The sequence below is a fragment of the Klebsiella sp. HMSC16A12 genome (genome assembly GCF_001808265.1).
Classification (GTDB): domain Bacteria; phylum Pseudomonadota; class Gammaproteobacteria; order Enterobacterales; family Enterobacteriaceae; genus Klebsiella; species Klebsiella pneumoniae.
In genome coordinates, this window is record NZ_KV792647.1 from 21,852 (window position 1) to 41,613 (window position 19,762).

At 57.3% G+C, this 19,762-nt stretch carries 23 protein-coding genes; 1 reads left to right on the plus strand and 22 read right to left on the minus strand.

Features of this window, described 5'->3' with window-relative positions:
• Positions 1 to 41: 41 nt before the first annotated feature.
• The 22 genes from HMPREF3140_RS23805 to yceD all read right to left on the minus strand — a co-directional run bounded on the left by HMPREF3140_RS23805 (position 42) and on the right by yceD (position 19,018).
• Positions 42 to 581 carry a glycine zipper 2TM domain-containing protein gene (locus tag HMPREF3140_RS23805; RefSeq protein WP_002900781.1) on the minus strand — a complete coding sequence of 180 codons (540 nt, stop codon included), beginning with the start codon at positions 579 to 581 and terminating at the stop codon, positions 42 to 44.
• Positions 582 to 775: 194 nt separating this feature from the next.
• The gene (locus HMPREF3140_RS23810; protein WP_070553135.1) at positions 776 to 2,080 is read right to left on the minus strand and encodes an NAD(P)/FAD-dependent oxidoreductase; all 1,305 of its coding nucleotides are present in this window, start codon (positions 2,078 to 2,080) and stop codon (positions 776 to 778) included.
• Positions 2,081 to 2,325: 245 nt separating this feature from the next.
• The gene (gene ycfP, locus HMPREF3140_RS23815; RefSeq protein WP_002900775.1) at positions 2,326 to 2,868 is read right to left on the minus strand and encodes an alpha/beta hydrolase YcfP; all 543 of its coding nucleotides are present in this window, start codon (positions 2,866 to 2,868) and stop codon (positions 2,326 to 2,328) included.
• 35 nt (positions 2,869 to 2,903) lie between these two features.
• Positions 2,904 to 3,914 (minus strand): beta-N-acetylhexosaminidase, encoded by a 1,011-nt coding sequence (gene nagZ / locus HMPREF3140_RS23820; protein ID WP_004147935.1) that lies wholly within the window; start codon positions 3,912 to 3,914, stop codon positions 2,904 to 2,906.
• Positions 3,915 to 3,937: 23 nt separating this feature from the next.
• Entirely contained in the window at positions 3,938 to 4,765 is an 828-nt protein-coding gene (gene thiK / locus HMPREF3140_RS23825) for a thiamine kinase (RefSeq protein WP_014907847.1), read from the minus strand.
• Positions 4,746 to 5,384, minus strand: a complete 639-nt coding sequence (gene lpoB, locus HMPREF3140_RS23830; protein WP_014342994.1) for a penicillin-binding protein activator LpoB — start codon at positions 5,382 to 5,384, stop codon at positions 4,746 to 4,748. The genes thiK and lpoB overlap by 20 nt, the downstream gene beginning before the upstream one ends.
• Positions 5,385 to 5,405: 21 nt before the next feature.
• Positions 5,406 to 5,780 (minus strand): YcfL family putative periplasmic lipoprotein, encoded by a 375-nt coding sequence (locus HMPREF3140_RS23835; RefSeq protein ID WP_002900683.1) that lies wholly within the window; start codon positions 5,778 to 5,780, stop codon positions 5,406 to 5,408.
• Positions 5,781 to 5,784: 4 nt separating this feature from the next.
• Positions 5,785 to 6,141 (minus strand): purine nucleoside phosphoramidase, encoded by a 357-nt coding sequence (hinT, locus tag HMPREF3140_RS23840; RefSeq protein WP_002900681.1) that lies wholly within the window; start codon positions 6,139 to 6,141, stop codon positions 5,785 to 5,787.
• Between the two features lie 261 nt (positions 6,142 to 6,402).
• A complete protein-coding gene (gene ptsG / locus HMPREF3140_RS23845) occupies positions 6,403 to 7,836 on the minus strand; it encodes a PTS glucose transporter subunit IIBC (RefSeq protein WP_070553137.1) in 1,434 nt (477 codons plus the stop codon).
• A gap of 296 nt (positions 7,837 to 8,132) precedes the next feature.
• Positions 8,133 to 8,927, minus strand: a complete 795-nt coding sequence (locus HMPREF3140_RS23850; protein WP_009484238.1) for a metal-dependent hydrolase — start codon at positions 8,925 to 8,927, stop codon at positions 8,133 to 8,135.
• A 10-nt stretch (positions 8,928 to 8,937) separates the two neighbouring features.
• Positions 8,938 to 9,942 (minus strand): DNA polymerase III subunit delta', encoded by a 1,005-nt coding sequence (gene holB / locus HMPREF3140_RS23855; protein WP_004147932.1) that lies wholly within the window; start codon positions 9,940 to 9,942, stop codon positions 8,938 to 8,940.
• Complete coding sequence (gene tmk / locus HMPREF3140_RS23860; RefSeq protein WP_002900674.1) at positions 9,939 to 10,580, minus strand: dTMP kinase; 642 nt, start codon at positions 10,578 to 10,580, stop codon at positions 9,939 to 9,941. Before tmk ends, holB begins: the two co-directional genes overlap by 4 nt.
• The gene (gene yceG, locus HMPREF3140_RS23865) at positions 10,570 to 11,592 is read right to left on the minus strand and encodes a cell division protein YceG (RefSeq protein ID WP_032411245.1); all 1,023 of its coding nucleotides are present in this window, start codon (positions 11,590 to 11,592) and stop codon (positions 10,570 to 10,572) included. Before yceG ends, tmk begins: the two co-directional genes overlap by 11 nt.
• 1 nt (position 11,593) lies before the next feature.
• Complete coding sequence (gene pabC / locus HMPREF3140_RS23870; protein ID WP_009484237.1) at positions 11,594 to 12,403, minus strand: aminodeoxychorismate lyase; 810 nt, start codon at positions 12,401 to 12,403, stop codon at positions 11,594 to 11,596.
• Between the two features lie 125 nt (positions 12,404 to 12,528).
• The gene (gene fabF, locus HMPREF3140_RS23875; RefSeq protein WP_002900666.1) at positions 12,529 to 13,770 is read right to left on the minus strand and encodes a beta-ketoacyl-ACP synthase II; all 1,242 of its coding nucleotides are present in this window, start codon (positions 13,768 to 13,770) and stop codon (positions 12,529 to 12,531) included.
• An 89-nt stretch (positions 13,771 to 13,859) separates the two neighbouring features.
• Entirely contained in the window at positions 13,860 to 14,096 is a 237-nt protein-coding gene (gene acpP / locus HMPREF3140_RS23880) for an acyl carrier protein (protein WP_000103754.1), read from the minus strand.
• A 210-nt stretch (positions 14,097 to 14,306) separates the two neighbouring features.
• Positions 14,307 to 15,041, minus strand: a complete 735-nt coding sequence (gene fabG, locus HMPREF3140_RS23885; protein WP_002899294.1) for a 3-oxoacyl-ACP reductase FabG — start codon at positions 15,039 to 15,041, stop codon at positions 14,307 to 14,309.
• A gap of 12 nt (positions 15,042 to 15,053) precedes the next feature.
• On the minus strand, positions 15,054 to 15,983 hold the full coding sequence (gene fabD / locus HMPREF3140_RS23890; RefSeq protein WP_032411244.1) for an ACP S-malonyltransferase: 930 nt from the start codon (positions 15,981 to 15,983) through the stop codon (positions 15,054 to 15,056).
• Between the two features lie 15 nt (positions 15,984 to 15,998).
• Positions 15,999 to 16,952 (minus strand): beta-ketoacyl-ACP synthase III, encoded by a 954-nt coding sequence (locus HMPREF3140_RS23895; RefSeq protein ID WP_002899288.1) that lies wholly within the window; start codon positions 16,950 to 16,952, stop codon positions 15,999 to 16,001.
• A 53-nt stretch (positions 16,953 to 17,005) separates the two neighbouring features.
• Positions 17,006 to 18,103, minus strand: coding sequence for a phosphate acyltransferase PlsX (gene plsX / locus HMPREF3140_RS23900; RefSeq protein ID WP_004224085.1), 1,098 nt, complete (start codon positions 18,101 to 18,103; stop codon positions 17,006 to 17,008).
• A gap of 203 nt (positions 18,104 to 18,306) precedes the next feature.
• Entirely contained in the window at positions 18,307 to 18,480 is a 174-nt protein-coding gene (rpmF, locus tag HMPREF3140_RS23905; RefSeq protein WP_000290724.1) for a 50S ribosomal protein L32, read from the minus strand.
• Positions 18,481 to 18,496: 16 nt separating this feature from the next.
• Positions 18,497 to 19,018 (minus strand): 23S rRNA accumulation protein YceD, encoded by a 522-nt coding sequence (yceD, locus tag HMPREF3140_RS23910; RefSeq protein WP_002899276.1) that lies wholly within the window; start codon positions 19,016 to 19,018, stop codon positions 18,497 to 18,499.
• Positions 19,019 to 19,159: 141 nt separating this feature from the next.
• Here yceD and HMPREF3140_RS23915 point away from each other — a divergent pair, with 141 nt between their 5' ends.
• Complete coding sequence (locus HMPREF3140_RS23915; RefSeq protein WP_002899273.1) at positions 19,160 to 19,744, plus strand: Maf family protein; 585 nt, start codon at positions 19,160 to 19,162, stop codon at positions 19,742 to 19,744.
• The last annotated feature ends 18 nt before the right edge of the window (positions 19,745 to 19,762 follow it).

The window sequence follows — 19,762 nt, forward strand, 5'->3', positions numbered from 1 at the left end:
GCCTGAGCGATTGAGGGGCTAATCACTACACAAATCTGTTTTTAGATTTTGTTGTTCAGGACCAGCTGGCCGTTGTTGTCCAGCGGGATCTGGCTGCCGGGATCGTGATCCATGCGGATTTTCCCCTGCTGATCGCCTATCTTATAGGTCACATCGTAGCCGAGCATTTTATCGGATTTGTCATACACCGTTTTGCAGCGCTGCTGGGTGGTGGTGTAAGTATCGTTGTCCTGCATCGCGCCCTGGATCTGGTTGCCTGCATAGCCGCCGCCCAGCGCACCTACAACCGTCGCCACGCTGCGTCCGTGACCGCCGCCAAACTGGTGGCCAATCACCCCGCCCGCCACCGCGCCCAGCACCGAACCGGCGATGCGGTTTTCATCCTGTACCGGACGACGATGAGTCACCGTGACATTGCGGCATTCCTGACGCGGCGTTTTCACGGTTTCTTTAATCGGTGTACTGGAGACCACTTGCGCATACTGCGGGCCGCGATCCAACACGTTGAGACCAGCGACAGCTGCAACGCCCAGCGCGGCAGCCACGCCTATCCCTATACCCGCCAACATAGATTTATTCACGGGAGTTCCTCCTTTGTTGCTGTTGATACAATTTTGCAACCGGAGCCGGGAGGGCGCAAATCAGATAGCGGATGAAAAGTGCGAGAATTCGCTGCAAATCAAAGGGATTCAGAGGATTCCGAGGGGGATCTCTGCGGTTCCAGCAGAAGAGCCCGGAGGCGCCCTCAGAGCGCGCCTCCGGGTCGCGACAGCGATTAGTGCAGCTTCAGGCGCGGGCGAATGATGCGGTTGATGCGCCCGACCAGCATCATCAGGCCGGTCTTGAAGTAACCATGCAGAGCAATCTGGTGCATACGGTACAGGGAGATGTACACGAAGCGCGCAATGCGCCCTTCCACCATCATCGAACCGCGCATCAGGTTACCCATCAGGCTGCCGACGGTGGAGTAATTTGACAGCGACACCAGCGAGCCATGGTCTTTATAGGTGTATGCCTTCAGCGGTTTGCCTTTCATCTGCGCCAGGATGTTGTTCAGCGCGCAGGTAGCCATCTGGTGCGCCGCCTGGGCCCGCGGAGGCACAAAGCCGCCTTCCGGACGGGCGCAGGAGGCGCAGTCGCCGATGGCGAAAATATCCGCATCGCGGGTAGTCTGCAGCGTCGGCTCGACCACCAGCTGATTGATACGGTTGGTTTCGAGGCCGCCGATCTCTTTCATGAAATCTGGCGCTTTGATCCCCGCCGCCCAGACCATTAGATCCGCCTCAATATATTCGCCATCTTTAGTGTGCAGGCCGCCCGCATCCGCGCTGGTGACCATGGTCTGCGTCAGAACCCGTACGCCCAGCTTAGTCAGCTCATTATGCGCTGCCCCGGAAATGCGCGGCGGCAGCGCAGGCAGAATGCGCTCACCCGCCTCGACCAGCGTGACGTTCAGCGCTTCGTTGGTCAGCCCTTTGTAGCCGTAGCTGTGCAGCTGTTTCACCGCATTGTGCAACTCAGCGGAGAGCTCCACGCCGGTGGCGCCACCGCCGACGATGGCGATATTTACTTTACCGTTAGCGCCGAGGTTAGCAGAGTATTTAAGGAACAGGTTGAGCATTTCCTGATGGAAGCGACGCGCCTGGTGCGGGTTGTCGAGGAAAATGCAGTTCTCTTTTACGCCAGGGGTATTAAAGTCATTCGAGGTACTGCCCAACGCCATGACCAGCGTGTCGTACGGCAGTTTACGCTCAGCCACCATCAGCTCGCCTTTTTCATTGCGCAGCTCGCCGAGGGTGATGGTTTTCCCTTCGCGGTTGATATCAACCACCGAGCCCAGCTGGAACTGGAAACCGTGGTTGCGGGCATGGGCCAGATAGCTCAGCGCATCAACGCCTTCATCCAGAGAACCGGTGGCCACTTCGTGCAGCAGCGGCTTCCACAGATGGCTGTGGTTACGGTCCACCAGGGTGATTTTCGCTTTCTTATGGCGCCCTAACTTTCTCCCCAGCTGAGTTGCCAGTTCCAGTCCGCCAGCGCCGCCACCCACAATTACGATTTTTTTCAATGGCGTAGTCATGTGTACCCCTAAAATTATTAACCAATTGTTAAATAAAAGTTATTGAAATAGCCTTTATTTAACAACAAGTTACGTTAATGAAACCATTCAGCACTGTCGAGAATACCATGAACGGTGCATTGGTCATACCAAAATTGATGTGCATCAAGTTTTGTCGCGTATTTTTTCAGCGAAACCAATAAGTGTAGACATGAAAAAACCCGCGTGGTGAACCCGACGCGGGTTTGGGAACAAGGGAAAAGCAGTTAGCCGAGGGTTTTAAACGCTTTCAGCCGCTGCAGATGCGGCGAGATATTTTTAAACTTATGGGTCTGCTCTTCATCCCAGATAATTTCATAATAGTGGTGCAGGAGATCGGCGGAACGCTGGCTGTCCAACGCCTCGTCCTGGCGGGAAAGCACCACCAGGCAGCGATCGCGGTTCTTCTCGCGGAAGTTGGTCACGCACTTGGTGGCGATGTCAGCATACTCTTCCGGTCGGTCGATTTTGCCTTCCATGTTCTCATGCGGAAACAGGTTTGGATTGAACACCGCCTGGCGGATATCGCACAGAAAACCAATCCGCTCCGCCCAGTAGCCGCCAAGGCCGACGCCGCAGATCAGCGGCCGGTCATCGGCAGTGAGCTGCAGCATTTTATCGACCTCTTTCAGCAAATGCTGCATATCGTGCTTGGGATGCCGCGTGCTGTAGCTAATCAACCGCACGTCCGGGTCGATAAACTGCAGCTGCATCACCTTCTCATGGTTACCGGGGCTGTTCGAGTCAAAACCGTGTAAATAGATAATCATCGCATCCTCACCAGACAACAACGCCCCGTAGAGCGTTACGCGGACTTCGCCTCTTGCCAGCGCGCATGAAGCTGCTCCAGCTGGGCACTCACCGTTTTCCAACGGGCTGAATCCCTTAACTCCTGACGGGAAAAGGAACCTTTATGATACAATTTCGTAACACGCTCTGCTTTGATCGGCGACAGGTTATCCAGCACACTGACCGCGCCTTTACGATTATTGCAGACGAGGATCATATCGCAACCGGCGTCGAGCGATGCCTGACCGCGTTCGGCATAGCTGCCCATGATCGCCGCCCCTTCCATCGACAGATCGTCGGAGAAAATCACCCCGTCAAAGCCCAGTTCGCCGCGCAGCACCGTTTTCAGCCAGTACGCCGAGCCGCTGGCCGGACGCGGATCGAGCTCCGGGTAAATCACATGCGCCGGCATAATGGCATCCAGACGCTGCTCGGCGATAAGGCTTTTGAACACCGCCATATCATGGTCGCGGATAACCGATGCCGCCCGCGGATCGAACGGCGTCTCTTTGTGCGAATCGGCAGTCACCGCCCCGTGACCCGGGAAGTGTTTGCCGGTGGTTTTCATGCCCGCGGCGTGCATCCCGTCAATGAAGTGACGCGCCATCGTCAGCGCTTTCTGTGGATCTTCATGATAAGAACGTTCGCCGATTGCGGCGCTGATATGGCCGACGTCCAGCACTGGCGCAAAACTAATATCGATATCCATGGCGATCATTTCGCTGGCCATCAGCCAGCCGGCTTCGGCGGCCAGTTTGCCCCCCTCTTCCATCCCCAGCAGCGCGGCGAAAGACTGGGCCGCCGGTAAACGGGTAAACCCTTCGCGGAAACGCTGAACCCGCCCCCCTTCCTGATCGACCGCCACCACCAGGTGGTTCCGGGATGCGTCGCGGATCTGGCGCACCAGCTCGCGCAGCTGCGCCGGATCGTGATAATTTCGGGTAAAGAGGATCAACCCTCCCACCAGCGGATGCGCCAGAATTTCTCGCTCTTCCGCATCCAGCTCATACCCTTCGACATCCAACATCACTGGGCCCACACTGACCTCTCTTATCCTTTACGTTCGTTGTCTAACTGACACCATGTTTCATCTGCCAGCGTGATAAATTGCCGGTCCCCGCTCTGCCGCCAGCGCATTTCATACCAGCCCGCCATCAACAGCAGTACCCACGGGCGCCAGAGTACAACCTGCCGCCAAAGCAGCTGCGCGTCGATGGCCGCCCGCCGGGCATACGCTTCTACCAGCCGACGGCGCTCGCCAGGCGTGATCCACACCGCGGCCAGCTCCAGCGCGATATCGCCATCGCCGGCATATTCCCAGTCGATCAGCCTCAGGCCGGACTCATTATGAATAATATTGCCGGCATGGACGTCCATGTGCAGCGGCGCCAGCCGCAGGGGACGGGGCTCGCCCTGGCGGCGCAGCCGCTGATGCCAGCGCAGCCAACGCGGCTTGCGCCGCGCCGGATCGCACCTCTGCCAGTACTGGGCCAGCAGTGGTGTGAGGCTAACCCGCCAGCCAAACCGCGGTTGCTGATGCAAATCATACAATAAGCCTGACAGCTGCGGGGAGGCCGGTAACTCGCTTTTCACCTCCCCTGCGCAATACTCCACCACCATCCAGCAGGGTGAGTAAAACAGCGGGGTTGGCGCCAGCCTGGCAGGCAGTCGGCGGAGTGCGTGATACTGACGGCGAAAATAGTAAGTGGCGGCAGACGGATCGTGCGGCTGACGCAGCACGTGCCGCCGGTCGCCGTCGCTGATAATCACACTGCCGCCGCTGAGGCCACTCTGGCTCAGCGAGGCGACAGGATGATAATGGGGAAAGAAGCGCGACAAGAGCTCGTCGCGCGTTAGCTTATTGTTGCTGAACAGCACCTTTACCTGACCAGATAATCTCACCGGTTTGCACCAGCATGAGCTGCATTTTCAGCTCAGGCGCGTTGACGTTGCCGGTGGCATTGGAGTAAAGCACATACTGCGCGCCCACGTTGCGGGCGATGCCCATGGCTTTGCTGCGGCTGCCGAGGCTGTCCTGCGGCGACAGGCCCAGCTGCTGCTTGGCGACCGCCAGCTGCTGCGCCGATACCAGGGTAAATTTGCCGTTACCGGCCAGCGCACTACGTAGCGCAGTGGTGGCTTCTCCAGCATTCAGCGAACCGTTGGTGCGGTTGTTCACGCTGTCAACCAGCAGAATACTGCCGGCATTGACCCCACTCGCCTGCAACATCTGCCCCACCAGCGGCTGAACCGCGCCGTTCCAGTCATAATGACGCACGCGCGGCGCCGGCTGACCCGACTGCTGATCCTGATGCTCAATCGGCCCAGGCTGCGCCGGGACAGAGGGCACCGCCGGTACGGTCGGCACCGTGGGCTGCGGCTGCGCAGGCTGCTGCGGCTGCGGTTTGGCCTCTTCTACCGGCGCGGGCTGCTCCCGCAACCCCGCACAGCCTGCGAGGAATATCGCCAGTGCTGTGATTAACGCATAGCGACACATTTTCATCATTATAATTACCCCTTACAGATAAAGATAAAGGCGGGCCTTATGCGCCCCCAGGATATTGGCGCTGCCATATAACGTGACCGAGGAGCGGGCCGGTACCACGATGGTGCGCGGCGCGTCCAGCGGATGCATCTCCAGCCCTCGGGCGTCATACCAGAAAAAACGATAGTGCACGGTAACCGGCTGCTGGCGCTCGTTATATAGCGTTGAGGAGGCGGTAGCCTGAATCTCTGTCGCCACGACGGCAGGCTCGCTGGCGCTGATCCCCGCCGCCAGCACGCTCGACTCCATCACCAGCGCCTGCTGGTCAGAAACCGGGATCTCCGGGTGTGAACTACACCCGGCGAGTAGCCCCGCCGCCAGACACGCGCCCAAAAGGGTCCTGAGCATGACATTAGCCTTTGTGCGCCAGCATCGGGCCAAGCGGACGACCGCCCAGCAGATGCATATGGATATGGTACACTTCCTGGCCGCCGTGGCGGTTGCAGTTGACGATCAACCGATAGCCATCGTCGGCAAGACCTTCATCGCGGGCGATCTTCGCCGCGACGGTCATCATCCGGCCCAGCGCCAGCTCATGTTCAGCGGTGACGTCATTTACGGTAGGAATCAGAACATTCGGGACAATCAGAATATGGGTGGGCGCCTGCGGGGAGATGTCGCGAAAAGCGGTCACAAGCTCATCCTGATAGACAATATCCGACGGGATCTCCCGGCGAATGATTTTGCTGAAAATCGTTTCTTCTGCCATGACTGATTCCTTATAAGTTTTATCCCGTGCGCTGGCCTGCTTCTGCAGATAAACGCGGACGCACAGGTTCCGCTAAGAGTATGAGCGACATTCTCCCTCTCTTTCAACCTGAAAGCTCTTTTTCTTATTCAACTATAGACTTAGCTGCTGAGGGAATAAGCATATGGTGGACTGTTTTCAGGGTTATCGCTTGTGGGGCACCGACTTTAGCGCATAAAAAAGGCAGCCAGTTGGCTGCCTTAGTCTCCCCGATACTACGTCTTAACTGTTACGGATGTACTCATCCATTTCAGTTTTCAGGTTATCGGACTTGGTACCGAAGATGGCCTGTACGCCAGAACCTGCCACTACCACGCCAGCGGCGCCCAGTTTTTTCAGGCCAGCCTGGTCAACTTTCGCTACATCCGCCACGCTAACACGCAGACGAGTAATACATGCGTCGAGGTTGGTGATGTTCTCTTTACCGCCGAAAGCGGCGACCAGAGCCGGAGCCATCTCGCTGGTGGCGCCAGCTTTGCTCTCTTCGGTGGTGTCTTCACGACCCGGAGTTTTCAGATCCAGGGCTTTAATCAGCACACGGAAAATGACGTAGTACACGATCGCATAGCAGATACCAACAATCGGGAACAGCCACAGCTTGCTGCTGTTACCGGACAGCACGATAAAGTCGATCAGGCCGTGAGAGAACGAGGTACCGTCACGCATACCCAGCAGGATACAGATCGGGAACGCCAGGCCCGCCAGAATGGCATGGATAACGTACAGGATCGGCGCCACGAACATGAACGAGAACTCGATCGGCTCGGTGATACCGGTCCGGAACGAGGTCAGCGCGGCGGAGATCATGATACCGCCCACTTTGGCGCGGTTTTCCGGTTTAGCAGAGTGCCAAATCGCGATAGCCGCTGCCGGCAGACCATACATTTTGAACAGGAAGCCGCCAGACAGTTTGCCCGCCGTCGGGTCGCCTGCCATGTAGCGCGGGATATCGCCGTGGAACACCTGACCAGCCGCGTTGGTGTATTCGCCGATCTGCATCTGGAAAGGAACGTTCCAGATGTGATGCAGACCAAACGGCACCAGGCAACGTTCGATGAAACCGTAGATACCAAACGCCACCACTGGGTTCTGATAAGCAGCCCACTGGGAGAAGGTTTGGATCGCGGAGCCGATCGGCGGCCAAATGAAGGAGAGGATCACGCCGGTGAAGATAGCGGCCAGACCAGAGATAATCGGCACAAAACGCTTGCCCGCAAAGAAGCCGAGATATTCTGGCAGCTTGATGCGATAGAAGCGGTTGAACATGTAGGCGGCGATAGCACCGGAGATAATACCGCCAAGCACGCCGGTATCAGCAAGGTGTTTTGCCGCAATCTCGTCAGCAGGTAAATGCAGCACCAGCGGCGCAACAACCGCCATGGTTTTCACCATGATGCCGTAAGCCACGACTGCAGCCAGTGCGGATACACCGTCGTTATTGGTGAAGCCGAGGGCCACACCGATAGCGAAGATCAGCGGCATATTGGCGAAAACTGAACCGCCTGCTTCTGCCATAACGTGGGAGACCACGGCTGGCAGCCAGCTGAAGTTAGCGGAACCGACGCCCAGCAGGATACCTGCGATAGGCAGTACGGATACCGGCAGCATCAGCGATTTACCGACCTTCTGCAGGTTAGCAAATGCATTCTTAAACATAATTGAGAGTGCTCCTGAGTATTTGGTACTTTTTTACGCTTTCACGCATTGGCCCGGGGGGAGAACCGTGCCGTGGACAGGACATCTAAGCGCCCTTTATTTATTACACAGAGTAAAATAATTAACGGGATGATTGTTTGACGGCTATCACGTTTCAATCAGCCTTCCGGTAAAAATTTACATCAACTTACATAAATTGTATCCAGATGTTGCTAAAAAACCTTCACCGCCACTTTTGTGGCGGTGAACTTTACTCGCTTTGGCTATTAATTACGAGCCTTAAAATAATAAGCAGATCAAGCAGGTTGCAAACGGGCGGGGTCGATGTGGAACAGGGTGGCAAAATTGTCGGTGGTCTGCTGAGCCAGCTGCTCAAGCGACACCCCCTTCAGTACCGCCATATACTCGGCAACGTCACGGACCAGCGCCGGCTGGTTCTCTTTGCCGCGGTGGGGGACCGGCGCCAGGTACGGCGAATCGGTTTCAACCAGCAGGCGATCCAGCGGCACGTAGCGCGCCGCATCACGCAGCTGCTCGGCGTTACGAAAAGTGACGATACCGGAAAACGAGATATAGAACCCCATATCGAGCAGCTTGCCCGCTGTCTCCCTGTCCTCAGTGAAACAGTGTAGTACGCCACCGCAATCCGTCACCTTTTCTTCGCGCAAAATAGCCAGAGTATCGGCACGCGCGTCACGGGTATGGACGATCACCGGCTTATTGAGCTCACGGCCGATACGAATGTGGTCGCGGAACGAGCTTTGCTGTTGGGCTTTAGTTTCCGGGGTATAAAAATAATCCAGACCGGTCTCCCCCATCGCCACGACGCCCTCTTCCGCTGCCAGCGCGCGCAGAGTCTCTACCTCCCAAGGCTCGTCCTGGTTTAATGGGTGTACGCCGCACGAGAAGACGACGTTGTCACGCATCCCCACCAGTTCGCGCATACTGCGGTAGCCAGGCAGCGTCGTGGCGACGGCGAGGCAAAATTTCACATCGCGTGCGGCCGCTTTTGCCAGCACGTCGTCGACGTTTTTGTGTAGAGTTTGATAATCCAGACCATCAAGATGGCAGTGGGAGTCGACTAAAAACATAATGTCTCACTCAGAGGTGGGAGACGGGTAAAACCGTCCCGGGTTGCAGGTAATGTTCCCAGCGCAGCAGGCGCTCGGTAAGCAGCAGTTCGCGGTTGACACCGACAACGTTGAGCAATTGCTCGCGGCAGGTACAGACGTCATGGGCAATCGCCTGCAGCCGGGCGGCGGGCAGGCTGTGCGCCAGCTGCTCCAGCAGCGGCCAGACGTCAGGGTTACTCACCAGGGTAATCCCCTGCTGTCGTTTTTGCGCATCGACCAGCAGCGACGCCAGCCAGTGCAGGCGAACCGCCGCCTGTTCATGATTGAGTATCGGCAGCAGCGCCAGCCAGTCACCGCTCGCCAGGGTAGCCGCCAGCGCCTGACACAACTGCTGCCGCGCCGTCCACAGCGGTTCCTGTAACAGTTCGAGCGCCGCAGCCGGCGCGCTGGCGCACAGGCGTAACGCGGTCAACAATGACTCCTGCGGCAGGCTCACCTCACGCTCCAGCCAGGCCAGAGCATAAGGCTCAGACGGCGGCGCCAGATGATGCAGGCGACAGCGGCTGCGCAGAGTGGTCAGCAGACGCGCCGGCTCCTCGCAGGCGAGGAAGAACCAGGTATTCTCCGGGGGCTCCTCCAGCGTTTTCAGCAACGCGTTGGCGGCGGCATCGGTCAGCAAGGCAGCATCGCTAATCCAGACCACTTTTGCCCCACCAAGGCGTGCATGTTCATAGAGCTTTTCATTGACATCGCGCACCGCGTCAATACCCAGCGCGCTCTTGCCCTTCTCGGGGCTGAGCGCATAGTAATCGGGGTGCGTGCCGGCCTGCATCAGCTGACAGCTATGGCAGTGGCCGCAGCTTTTATGTCCTTCGGGCTGGCGGCACATCAGGAAGCGGCACAGCGCGTAAATCAACGCCTCGCCGCCCATCCCGTTCAGGGACTGTAACAGTAAGGCGTGGTGGCCTCGTCCGGCCTGATAGCTACCGACCAGTTGCTCGAACGAGGGGCGCAGCCACGGATACCATTTCATGCCGCTTGCTCCGCCATCCACTGGGCGATCGTGGCGCGAATGTCGCGCGCCACGGCATCCAGCGGCTGAGTTGCGTCAACCGTGCGGATAGAAGGATCGGCGGCGGCCAGCTCAAGATAGCGCGCGCGGGTACGGTTGAAAAAGTTCATGGACTCCTGCTCAATGCGATCCAGCTCGCCGCGGGCCCGGGCGCGCTGCAGCCCCACTTCCGGCGTGACGTCGAGATACAGCGTCAGATTGGGGCGAAAATCACCGAGTACCGCGTCGCGCAGCGTCGCCAGCATCGTGCGGTCAATTCCCCGGCCGCCGCCCTGATAGGCCTGCGTCGACAGATCGTGACGATCGCCGATCACCCACTGGCCGCGGGCCAGCGCGGGCTTAATCACGGTCTCCACCAACTGGACGCGCGCCGCGTAAAACATCAGCACTTCCGCTTTATCGTTAATCACTTCATCGCCCGTGGACTGGATATCCAGCACCAGGCTACGCAGTTTTTCGGCAAGGATTGTGCCCCCCGGCTCGCGGGTAAACACCATATCGTGAATACCCGCCGACTGCAGCGTCTCCACCACCAGTTGACGTGCGGTGGTCTTCCCGGCGCCCTCCAGCCCCTCGATGACGATATAGTTACTGCGCATTTTTTTCCTTAAGTACTTTCAGATAATCCTGCACCGCACGGTTATGACTGACCAGGTTTGTGGTAAACGTATGGCCCCCTTTCCCGTCGGCGACGAAATAAAGATATGGCGTTTTCGCCGGATGGGCGGCCGCCTTCAGCGAGGCCTCGCCCGGCACCGCGATAGGGCCCGGCGGCAAACCGCTGATGGTATAAGTATTGTATGCGGTCGGCGTCTCGAGATCCTTACGCGTTAACTTACCAGTATATCCTGCGCCCATCCCGTAGATTACGGTCGGATCGGTCTGCAAGCGCATACCGATGCGCAGGCGGTTGATAAATACCGACGCGACGCGGTCGCGCTCTTCCGCTACCGCGGTCTCTTTTTCAATAATCGAGGCCATGGTCAACAGCTGGTTCTGATCGGCATAGGGCAGATTCTCCATCCGTCCTTCCCAGACCTTCGCCACTTCGGCGACCATTTTCTGATGCGCGCGCTTGAGGATGGCGATATCGCTGGTGTTGGCGGTGTACATCCAGGTATCCGGCCAGAACCAGCCCTCTACCCAGTCGGCATGCTCAAGACCTAATGCCTTAGCCACCGTCGCGTAGCTATCGTCTTCAAGCGTGTGCTTCACGTACGGGGCATCGCGCAGCTGGTGCAGGTAGTCGCTGACGCGCATGCCTTCGACAAAGCGCAGCGGAAACTGCGCCTCTTTGCCGCTGGCCAGCAGCTGCAACATCTCGCGCACCGTCATTTGCGGCGTGAAGCGATAGGTCCCGGCCTTGAAGTGAGACAGCTCAGGTTCCACCCGCAGCAGCCACTGGAAAACGCGCGGGCGATTGATCACCTTCTCGCGATAGAGATCCTGGCCCAGCGCCAGCCGGCCGGTGCCAGCTTCGAGGGTAAAGATGGTCTCTTCCTTAATCAGCAGCTTGCTGTCCGCCAGCTGGCGTACCTTCCACATGCCTGCCGCCGCGGCGATGCCCAACAGCACGACCAGCAACAGGATAAAACGTAACATTTTCTTCATACTAACCAGACAGCTCACACAAAGGGGCTAAAAAATGGTAAAGCTCACGCGAGGACCAGGTGGTCTCCTCCCAGCGGCGAACCGGCACCAGCGGCATCAGCGCATTGCAGATCAGCACTTCATCGGCCTCCCGCAACGTCTCGGGACGCGCTGTCACTTCGACAACGCGAAACGTCGATGGTGCCAGCTGCGCGATACAGCGCTGCCGCATAATGCCGTTGACCCCGGCATAATCGAGTCGCGGAGTAAATACATCACGTCCCTGACGCCAGAATAAATTCGCGGCACAGCATTCCGTAAGCCACCCGTCACTGTCAAGGACCAGCGCCTCATCGGCGTCCGTCTGCTCAAGATGAGAGCGGATCAGCACCTGCTCAAGGCGATTAAGGTGCTTCAGGCCGGCAAGCCAGGAGTTGCGCCCCAGGGGCACCGGACTCTGGGTCAGAGTAATGCCCTCCTCCCGCCAGCGCGCATAATGCGCCGGGTATGGAGAGAAGCTGAGAATGCGAGTGGGCGACACGCAGCCCGCCGCACTGTATCCCCTTCCCCCAACGCCGCGGGTGAGAGTCACCTTGAGCACGCCCTGCGCGTGCGGCCGAGCCAGACGCTGCATCTCTTCGCTCAGCGTCAGCCAGTCGTTAAATGGGATATGTAATTTTTCACAGGTTGTCTGTAAACGCTGCAGATGGGCGTCCAGTAGCGCAACCTGCCCTTGCTGGATGCGGGCGGTGGTAAAACAGCCGTCGCCAAACTGGATGGCGCGATCGTTCGCTGCCAACGTGTCCTGTACAACGCCGTTTATCAAGAACATAAAGGACTCCTTTTCACTGGTCGGTCAGTGTGTCAGGACCCAGAGCAGAGAACAAGGGGAGAAAGCTGAATAAAAAAGGCCCGACAAACGGGCCTTTTGTTAAAGCAGTACCGGGGCAAGCCCTGTCACACTTTTTTGAAGATCAGCGAACCGTTAGTGCCGCCAAAGCCGAAGGAGTTGCACAGGGTGTACTCCATACCGGAAACCTGACGCGCTTCGTGTGGAACGAAGTCGAGGTCGCAGCCTTCATCCGGGTTGTCGAGGTTGATCGTCGGCGGAACCGCCTGATCGCGCAGCGCCAGGATAGAGTAAATCGACTCTACCGCCCCTGCCGCACCCAGCAGATGCCCGGTCATGGATTTGGTAGAGCTCACCAGTACGCGGCTCGCCGCATCACCGAAGACAGACTTAACCGCCTGCGCTTCCGCTTTATCGCCAGCCGGCGTCGAGGTGCCGTGGGCGTTGACGTAGCCGATCTGGCCCGGTTCGATGCCCGCATCGCGAATAGCATTCACCATTGCCAGCGCGGCGCCCGCGCCATCTTCCGGCGGTGACGTCATGTGGTAAGCATCGCTGCTCATGCCGAAGCCAACGATCTCGGCGTAGATTTTGGCGCCGCGTTTTTTGGCATGCTCGTACTCTTCCAGCACCACCATACCCGCGCCGTCTCCCAGCACGAAGCCGTCACGATCTTTATCCCACGGACGGCTCGCCGCCTGCGGGTTGTCATTGCGCGTGGAGAGCGCACGCGCCGCGCCGAAGCCGCCCACGCCAAGCGGGGTGCTGGCTTTTTCCGCGCCGCCTGCCACCATCGCATCGGCATCGCCATAGGCGATGATGCGCGCGGCCTGGCCGATGTTGTGCACGCCTGAAGTACACGCGGTCGCGATAGAGATGCTTGGCCCACGCAGACCAAACATGATGGTCAGATGTCCGGCCACCATGTTAACAATTGTGGAAGGAACGAAGAATGGGCTGATCTTGCGCGGTCCGCCGTTAACCAGCGAACTGTGGTTTTCTTCGATCAAGCCGAGACCGCCAATACCGGAGCCGATAGCGGCGCCAATACGGGTTGCATTCTCTTCCGTCACTTCAAGGCCAGAATCCTGCATGGCCTGAACGCCAGCGACAATTCCATATTGAATGAAGGCATCCATCTTGCGCTGTTCTTTGCGCGAGATAATGTCATCACAGTTAAAATCCTTTACTAAGCCAGCAAATTTCGTTGCATAGGCGCTAGTATCGAAATGGTCGATCAGGCTGATGCCACTCTGACCGGCAAGGAGAGCTTTCCAGGTAGACTCTACGGTATTGCCGACAGGAGACAACATGCCCAGTCCGGTCACAACTACACGACGCTTAGACACGTTTGTCCTCCAGGGAGGGAAAATAGATTCTTGTGGGACAAAAAAAAGATAAAACTCAGGCGGTCGAATGACCGCCTGGAGATGTTCACTTACGCCTGGTGGCCGTTGATGTAATCAATGGCAGCCTGAACGGTGGTGATTTTCTCAGCTTCTTCGTCCGGAATCTCAGTATCAAACTCTTCTTCCAGAGCCATTACCAGCTCAACGGTGTCAAGAGAATCAGCGCCCAGGTCTTCAACGAAGGAAGCATTGTTGGTAACTTCTTCCTGCTTAACGCCCAGCTGCTCGCCGATAATTTTCTTAACGCGTTCTTCGATAGTGCTCATACTCTTAAATTTCCTATCAAAACTCGCTTTCGCGATGGTTTTCGTAGTGTATAAAATGTTGAAAAATTTGCAACTAAATCCCGGCAGGTCTTACCACGATTTTGCGCTATTTTGAGGCCGTTTGCCCTAAGAACGCAAATCTTTTCGCACAAAACCGCACAGAGAACCGTGCGAAGTGCGCGGTTCCTGAACGTTTTGCACAAATCTCGGTCAGACCATGTACATTCCGCCGTTGACGTGCAACGTTTCACCAGTGATGTAACTTGCTTCGTCAGAGGCTAAAAATGCAACCGCGCTGGCGATTTCATTTGGGGTGCCAAGGCGCCCCGCAGGAACTGCCGCCAGCGTACCCGCACGCTGCTCATCGGTCAGCGCACGCGTCATGTCCGTTTCAATAAAGCCCGGAGCAACAACGTTTACAGTAATACCGCGGGACGCAACTTCACGCGCCAGTGATTTACTGAAGCCGATCAGACCCGCTTTCGCCGCGGCGTAGTTGGCCTGACCCGCATTTCCCATGGTACCAACCACAGAACCGATAGTGATAATACGTCCATGACGCTTTTTCATCATAGCGCGCATTACCGCTTTTGACAGACGGAAAACCGATGACAGGTTGGTTTCGATAATATCGTTCCACTCGTCATCTTTCATACGCATTAACAGATTGTCGCGAGTGATCCCGGCATTATTCACCAGGATATCCACTTCGCCAAACTCTGCGCGCACATTTTCCAGAACAGATTCAATAGATGCCGGGTCGGTCACATTCAACATCAGACCTTTACCATTGGCGCCTAAATAGTCGCTGATCGCCTGCGCGCCGCTTTCGCTGGTCGCAGTACCGATAACTTTCGCGCCACGGGCGACGAGCGTTTCAGCGATAGCACGGCCAATACCGCGGCTTGCACCGGTAACCAGCGCGATTTTTCCTTCAAAACTCATGGTTTTCCTCTTTTATTGCTCAAGCGCCGCAGACATCGCCGCCGGCTCGTTAAGCGCGGAAGCGGTCAGGGTGTCAACAATACGTTTGGTCAGGCCGGTGAGGACTTTACCCGGGCCAACCTCATACAGGTGCGATACGCCCTCGGCAGCCATAAACTCAACGGTTTTGGTCCACTGCACCGGGCTGTACAGCTGGCGCACCAGCGCGTCGCGAATGGCGTCCGGCGCGGTTTCGCACTTCACGTCGACGTTATTCACCACCGGAATCGTCGGCGCGTTGAAGGTGATTTTCTGCAGCTCTACCGCCAGTTTTTCTGCGGCTGGCTTCATCAGCGCGCAGTGGGACGGCACGCTCACCGGCAGCGGCAGCGCGCGTTTGGCACCGGCGGCTTTACAGGCGGCGCCAGCGCGTTCAACGGCCTCTTTGTACCCGGCGATAACCACCTGGCCCGGAGAATTGTAGTTCACCGGAGAGACCACCTGCCCTTCGGCAGACTCTTCACAGGCTTTGGCGATAGCGGCGTCGTCCAGACCGATAATCGCGGACATGGCGCCGGTACCTTCCGGTACGGCTTCCTGCATGAATTTACCACGCAGCTCAACCAGGCGAACGGCATCAGCGAAACCGATAACGCCCGCGCATACCAGCGCGGAGTATTCGCCGAGGCTGTGACCCGCCAGCAGCGCTGGCGCTTTGCCGCCCTGCTGTTGCCAGACGCGGTACAGCGCCACGGAGGCGGCGAGCAGCGCCGGTTGAGTCTGCCAGGTCTTATTCAGTTCTTCTGCCGGGCCCTGTTGCGTCAGCGCCCACAGATCGTAACCCAACGCTGCGGAAGCTTCACCGAAGGTCTCTTCAATGACCGGCCAGGCGGCAGCCATTTCGGCCAGCATGCCTACGGCCTGAGAGCCCTGCCCCGGGAACACAAATGCGAATTGCGTCATGTTTAAATCCTTATACTAAAAACGAACCAGCGCGGAACCCCAGGTGAAACCGCCACCAAAGGCTTCCAGCAAAATCAGCTGACCGCGCTGAATACGGCCATCGCGGACGGCCTCATCCAGCGCGCAAGGGACTGACGCCGCGGAGGTGTTGCCATGGCGGTCGAGGGTCACAACGACGTTATCCATCGACATACCCAGTTTCTTCGCCGTCGCGCTGATAATACGCAGGTTAGCCTGATGCGGCACCAGCCAGTCCAGCGCTGAACGTTCAAGATTATTCGCTGCCAGCGTCTCATCAACGATGTGCGCCAGCTCGGTGACCGCCACTTTGAAGACTTCGTTGCCGGCCATCGTCAGATAGATCGGGTTTTCCGGATCGACACGATCGGCGTTCGGCAGGGTCAGCAGTTCGCCATAGCTGCCGTCGGCATGCAGATGCGTCGAGATAATGCCCGGCTCTTCGGAGGCGCCCAGTACAACCGCGCCGGCGCCGTCTCCGAAAATAATAATCGTTCCGCGATCCGCCGGATCGCAGGTGCGCGCCAGCACATCGGCGCCAACAACCAGCGCATAATCTACCGCGCCGTTCTTCACATACTGATCGGCGACGCTTAGCGCATAGGTGAAACCGGCGCAGGCGGCGGCGACATCAAACGCCGGGCAACCCTTAACGCCCAGCATTGACTGGATCTGGCATGCAGAACTCGGAAACGCGTGCGTGCCGGAAGTGGTCGCAACGATAATCAGACCAATTTGCTCCGCGGACACGCCCGCCATCGCCAGCGCCTGCTTTGCGGCTTCAAAGCCCATCGTAGCAACTGTTTCATGCGCTGCGGCAATACGACGCTCACGGATACCTGTGCGGGTGACAATCCACTCGTCAGAGGTTTCTACCATTTTTTCCAGGTCGGCGTTTGTACGCACTTGCTCGGGCAGATAGCTGCCGGTACCAATAATCTTCGTATACATGTACGCTCAGTCACTCTTGGGTGATATACCCGCCTCGTTCAACCGCCGCGGCGTCAATCGTGGCCATTCGTCCCGCTTTGCTGTCGGGCGTTCACGTCACTGTCGCTTTCCGGCAGCTCGAAACCAGCTGGGTATAAAGATTCCAGGCGCGCGGCGATCCGCTGAGGGATCTGCCGCTGCACCGCCTGCACTGCCTGCTCTATCGCGACGCTAAAGGCGCGTTGATTGGCAGCACCATGACTCTTGATCACGGAACCGCGCAATCCTAACAGACAGGCGCCATTATACTGGTCGGGGTTGAGGTGACTGAATCGCCTCGCCAGGCTTTTTTGTAACCAACGTTTTAGTAACAGCAGCCACCACGACCGTTTTTTGCCCTCTCCCTGAGATTTCAGCAGTGAAAGGAACATTCTGACAACACCTTCCATGGTTTTTAATGTGACGTTGCCCGTGAATCCATCACAAACCAGCACATCGGTTTTTCCGGTCAACAGTTCATTGGCTTCAAGATAGCCGATGTAGTTGAGGGAAGGCAGCGTTTTGAGCACTGCGGCAGCATCGCGGATGCTGCCGAGGCCTTTCATCTCTTCTTCGCCGATGTTCAACAAAGCGACGCGGGGGTTGGCAATGCCGACCACTTCTTCCGCCAGCACCGCGCCCATTACCGCGAACTGCACCAGCATCGTGCTGTCGCAATCGACGTTGGCGCCGAGATCCAGCACCACGGTTTTGCCCTTCTGCTGGTGCGGTAAAACCGTCACCAGCGCCGGCCGCTCAATACCTTCGATCGGTTTGAGCAGCAGTTTCGCCAGCCCCATCAGCGCGCCGGTGTTGCCAGCGCTGACGCAGGCTTGCGCCCGCCCTTCTTTCACAAGCTCCAGCGCCACGCGCATTGAGCTTCCGCGACTGCTGCGGATAGCCTGTGCGGGTCGCGCATCACTGGCAATAACTGACTGCGCAGGAATGATCTGCAGACGCGAACGTTGTTCGAAGTCAGCTTTGGCGAGTAATGGCGTGATGGCGTCGGGATCGCCGACTAAAAGAAGTGTGAGTTGCGAATTAGAGTTCAGTGCCTGCAGTGCTGCAGGCACCGTCACGGATGGGCCGAAATCGCCCCCCATGACATCTAACGCCAGGGTTAGACGTGTCAAGGTATCGTCGCTGCCCGGTTCGGTGATTCCCCAGTTGCCCGGGGAGTCCTCACTAAGCTTCATCACGCTGGCACCCGCGAATATTCACGCTGCAGACGCAACAATCCGGGCATAAATGCCCCCAGCGACCGGGTTAACCGAGTTTCCAGGGACGCACACGCCCGCCATGGCCTGCAACGGGAAATCCTGCGAGTATCGCGTGATTACTTAGCGATAACCTTGCGACCGCGGTAGAAACCGTCGGCAGTGATGTGGTGACGCAGGTGTTTCTCACCAGAAGTTTTGTCTACAGACAGGCTGGTGACTGCGGTCAGCGCGTCATGGGAACGACGCATGCCACGTTTGGAACGGGTTGGTTTATTCTGTTGTACGGCCATGGACCTTACTCCTCAATTACTTACGCTTTAAGCTGGCTAATACGGCAAATGGGTTTGGTTTTTGTGCCTCTTCAGGCAGTTCGCCAAAGACCATGTCCGCGTCGGACACTTCACAGTGTTCAGAATCATGCACCGGAACTACGGGCAGGGAGAGGATAATTTCATCCTCGACCATTGCCTGCAGGTCGATTTCACCGAATTCGTTAACCTCAATCGGCTCATACGCTTCCGGTAGTGCTTCGGCCTGTTCGTCATTTCTGACGGGGCTAAAACAATACGTGGTGTGGACGTGATGGGAGAACGGTTTCCCGCAACGCTGGCATTCGAGAGTTACCGTTACCTTTGCATCGCCAGTAATAACGGCGAGACGCTGGTTATCGATAGCGAACGACATGCTGCATTCCACATCGCTGTCCACGCTGACTACAGAATCGGTTACACGTTCAACCTGATCGCGGGCATAGATGCCTTCGTAATCAAGGCGTTTTTGAGCCGTGCGTACCGGATCAAGAGTCAGGGGTAATTTTACCTTTTGCATAGGGCGCGCATATTAACTTTGTAATGTCATAGAGTCAAAGAAAAAGGCAGCCTCAGGTTGCCTTTTGCCATTTATTCGCACACATTGCGGCGCATAGTTTAAGATGATGCTCTGCGAAGCGCTATATGTGGATGAAAAAATATGTCTGATCTTATCCTCGCGTCAACCTCTCCCTGGCGGCGCATGCTGCTGGAAAAACTGGGTTTACCGTTTGAATGTGCCGCGCCTGACGTCGACGAAACGCCCCGGCCTGATGAATCCGCACGTCAGCTTGTCACCCGGCTGGCGCAGGCCAAAGCGCAAAGTCTGGCCACACGCTTCCCTAATCACCTTATTATAGGCTCCGATCAGGTTTGCGTGCTGGACGGTGAAATCACCGGCAAACCGCACACCGAGGAAAATGCCCGCAGGCAGTTAAGAAAGGCCAGCGGGTCAATCATTACCTTTTATACCGGACTGGCGCTGTACAACTCTGCCAGCGGCCATCTGCAAACCGAATGCGAACCCTTTGACGTTCACTTTCGCCATCTCAGTGATAAAGAGATAGAAGGCTATGTGCGCAAAGAGAACCCGCTGCAGTGCGCCGGGAGTTTCAAGAGCGAAGGATTGGGCATTACGCTGTTCGAACGGCTGGAAGGCCGCGACCCGAACACCCTGGTCGGTTTACCCTTAATCGCGCTCTGTCAGATGTTGCGCCGTGAAAACTACAACCCACTGTTAGGCTGAGGCAAAAAAAACGGCGGA

Excerpts from the sequence above, each read along its gene's own strand:
- ptsG (WP_070553137.1), bottom strand. The coding sequence starts at position 7,836 with ATGTTTAAGAATGCATTTGCTAACCTGCAGAAGGTCGGTAAATCGCTG.
- fabD (WP_032411244.1), bottom strand. The coding sequence starts at position 15,983 with ATGACGCAATTCGCATTTGTGTTCCCGGGGCAGGGCTCTCAGGCCGTA.
- rpmF (WP_000290724.1), bottom strand. The coding sequence starts at position 18,480 with ATGGCCGTACAACAGAATAAACCAACCCGTTCCAAACGTGGCATGCGT.
- hinT (WP_002900681.1), bottom strand. The coding sequence starts at position 6,141 with ATGGCAGAAGAAACGATTTTCAGCAAAATCATTCGCCGGGAGATCCCG.
- HMPREF3140_RS23850 (WP_009484238.1), bottom strand. The coding sequence starts at position 8,927 with ATGTTTTTAGTCGACTCCCACTGCCATCTTGATGGTCTGGATTATCAA.
- yceG (WP_032411245.1), bottom strand. The coding sequence starts at position 11,592 with ATGAAGAAAATGTTACGTTTTATCCTGTTGCTGGTCGTGCTGTTGGGC.
- lpoB (WP_014342994.1), bottom strand. The coding sequence starts at position 5,384 with ATGTGTCGCTATGCGTTAATCACAGCACTGGCGATATTCCTCGCAGGC.
- fabG (WP_002899294.1), bottom strand. The coding sequence starts at position 15,041 with ATGAGTTTTGAAGGAAAAATCGCGCTGGTTACCGGTGCAAGCCGCGGT.
- nagZ (WP_004147935.1), bottom strand. The coding sequence starts at position 3,914 with ATGTTGGATGTCGAAGGGTATGAGCTGGATGCGGAAGAGCGAGAAATT.
- holB (WP_004147932.1), bottom strand. The coding sequence starts at position 9,942 with ATGAAATGGTATCCGTGGCTGCGCCCCTCGTTCGAGCAACTGGTCGGT.
- HMPREF3140_RS23915 (WP_002899273.1), top strand. The coding sequence starts at position 19,160 with ATGTCTGATCTTATCCTCGCGTCAACCTCTCCCTGGCGGCGCATGCTG.
- yceD (WP_002899276.1), bottom strand. The coding sequence starts at position 19,018 with ATGCAAAAGGTAAAATTACCCCTGACTCTTGATCCGGTACGCACGGCT.
- pabC (WP_009484237.1), bottom strand. The coding sequence starts at position 12,403 with ATGTTCTTGATAAACGGCGTTGTACAGGACACGTTGGCAGCGAACGAT.
- HMPREF3140_RS23835 (WP_002900683.1), bottom strand. The coding sequence starts at position 5,780 with ATGCTCAGGACCCTTTTGGGCGCGTGTCTGGCGGCGGGGCTACTCGCC.
- tmk (WP_002900674.1), bottom strand. The coding sequence starts at position 10,580 with ATGCGCAGTAACTATATCGTCATCGAGGGGCTGGAGGGCGCCGGGAAG.
- ycfP (WP_002900775.1), bottom strand. The coding sequence starts at position 2,868 with ATGATTATCTATTTACACGGTTTTGACTCGAACAGCCCCGGTAACCAT.
- HMPREF3140_RS23895 (WP_002899288.1), bottom strand. The coding sequence starts at position 16,952 with ATGTATACGAAGATTATTGGTACCGGCAGCTATCTGCCCGAGCAAGTG.
- HMPREF3140_RS23810 (WP_070553135.1), bottom strand. The coding sequence starts at position 2,080 with ATGACTACGCCATTGAAAAAAATCGTAATTGTGGGTGGCGGCGCTGGC.
- acpP (WP_000103754.1), bottom strand. The coding sequence starts at position 14,096 with ATGAGCACTATCGAAGAACGCGTTAAGAAAATTATCGGCGAGCAGCTG.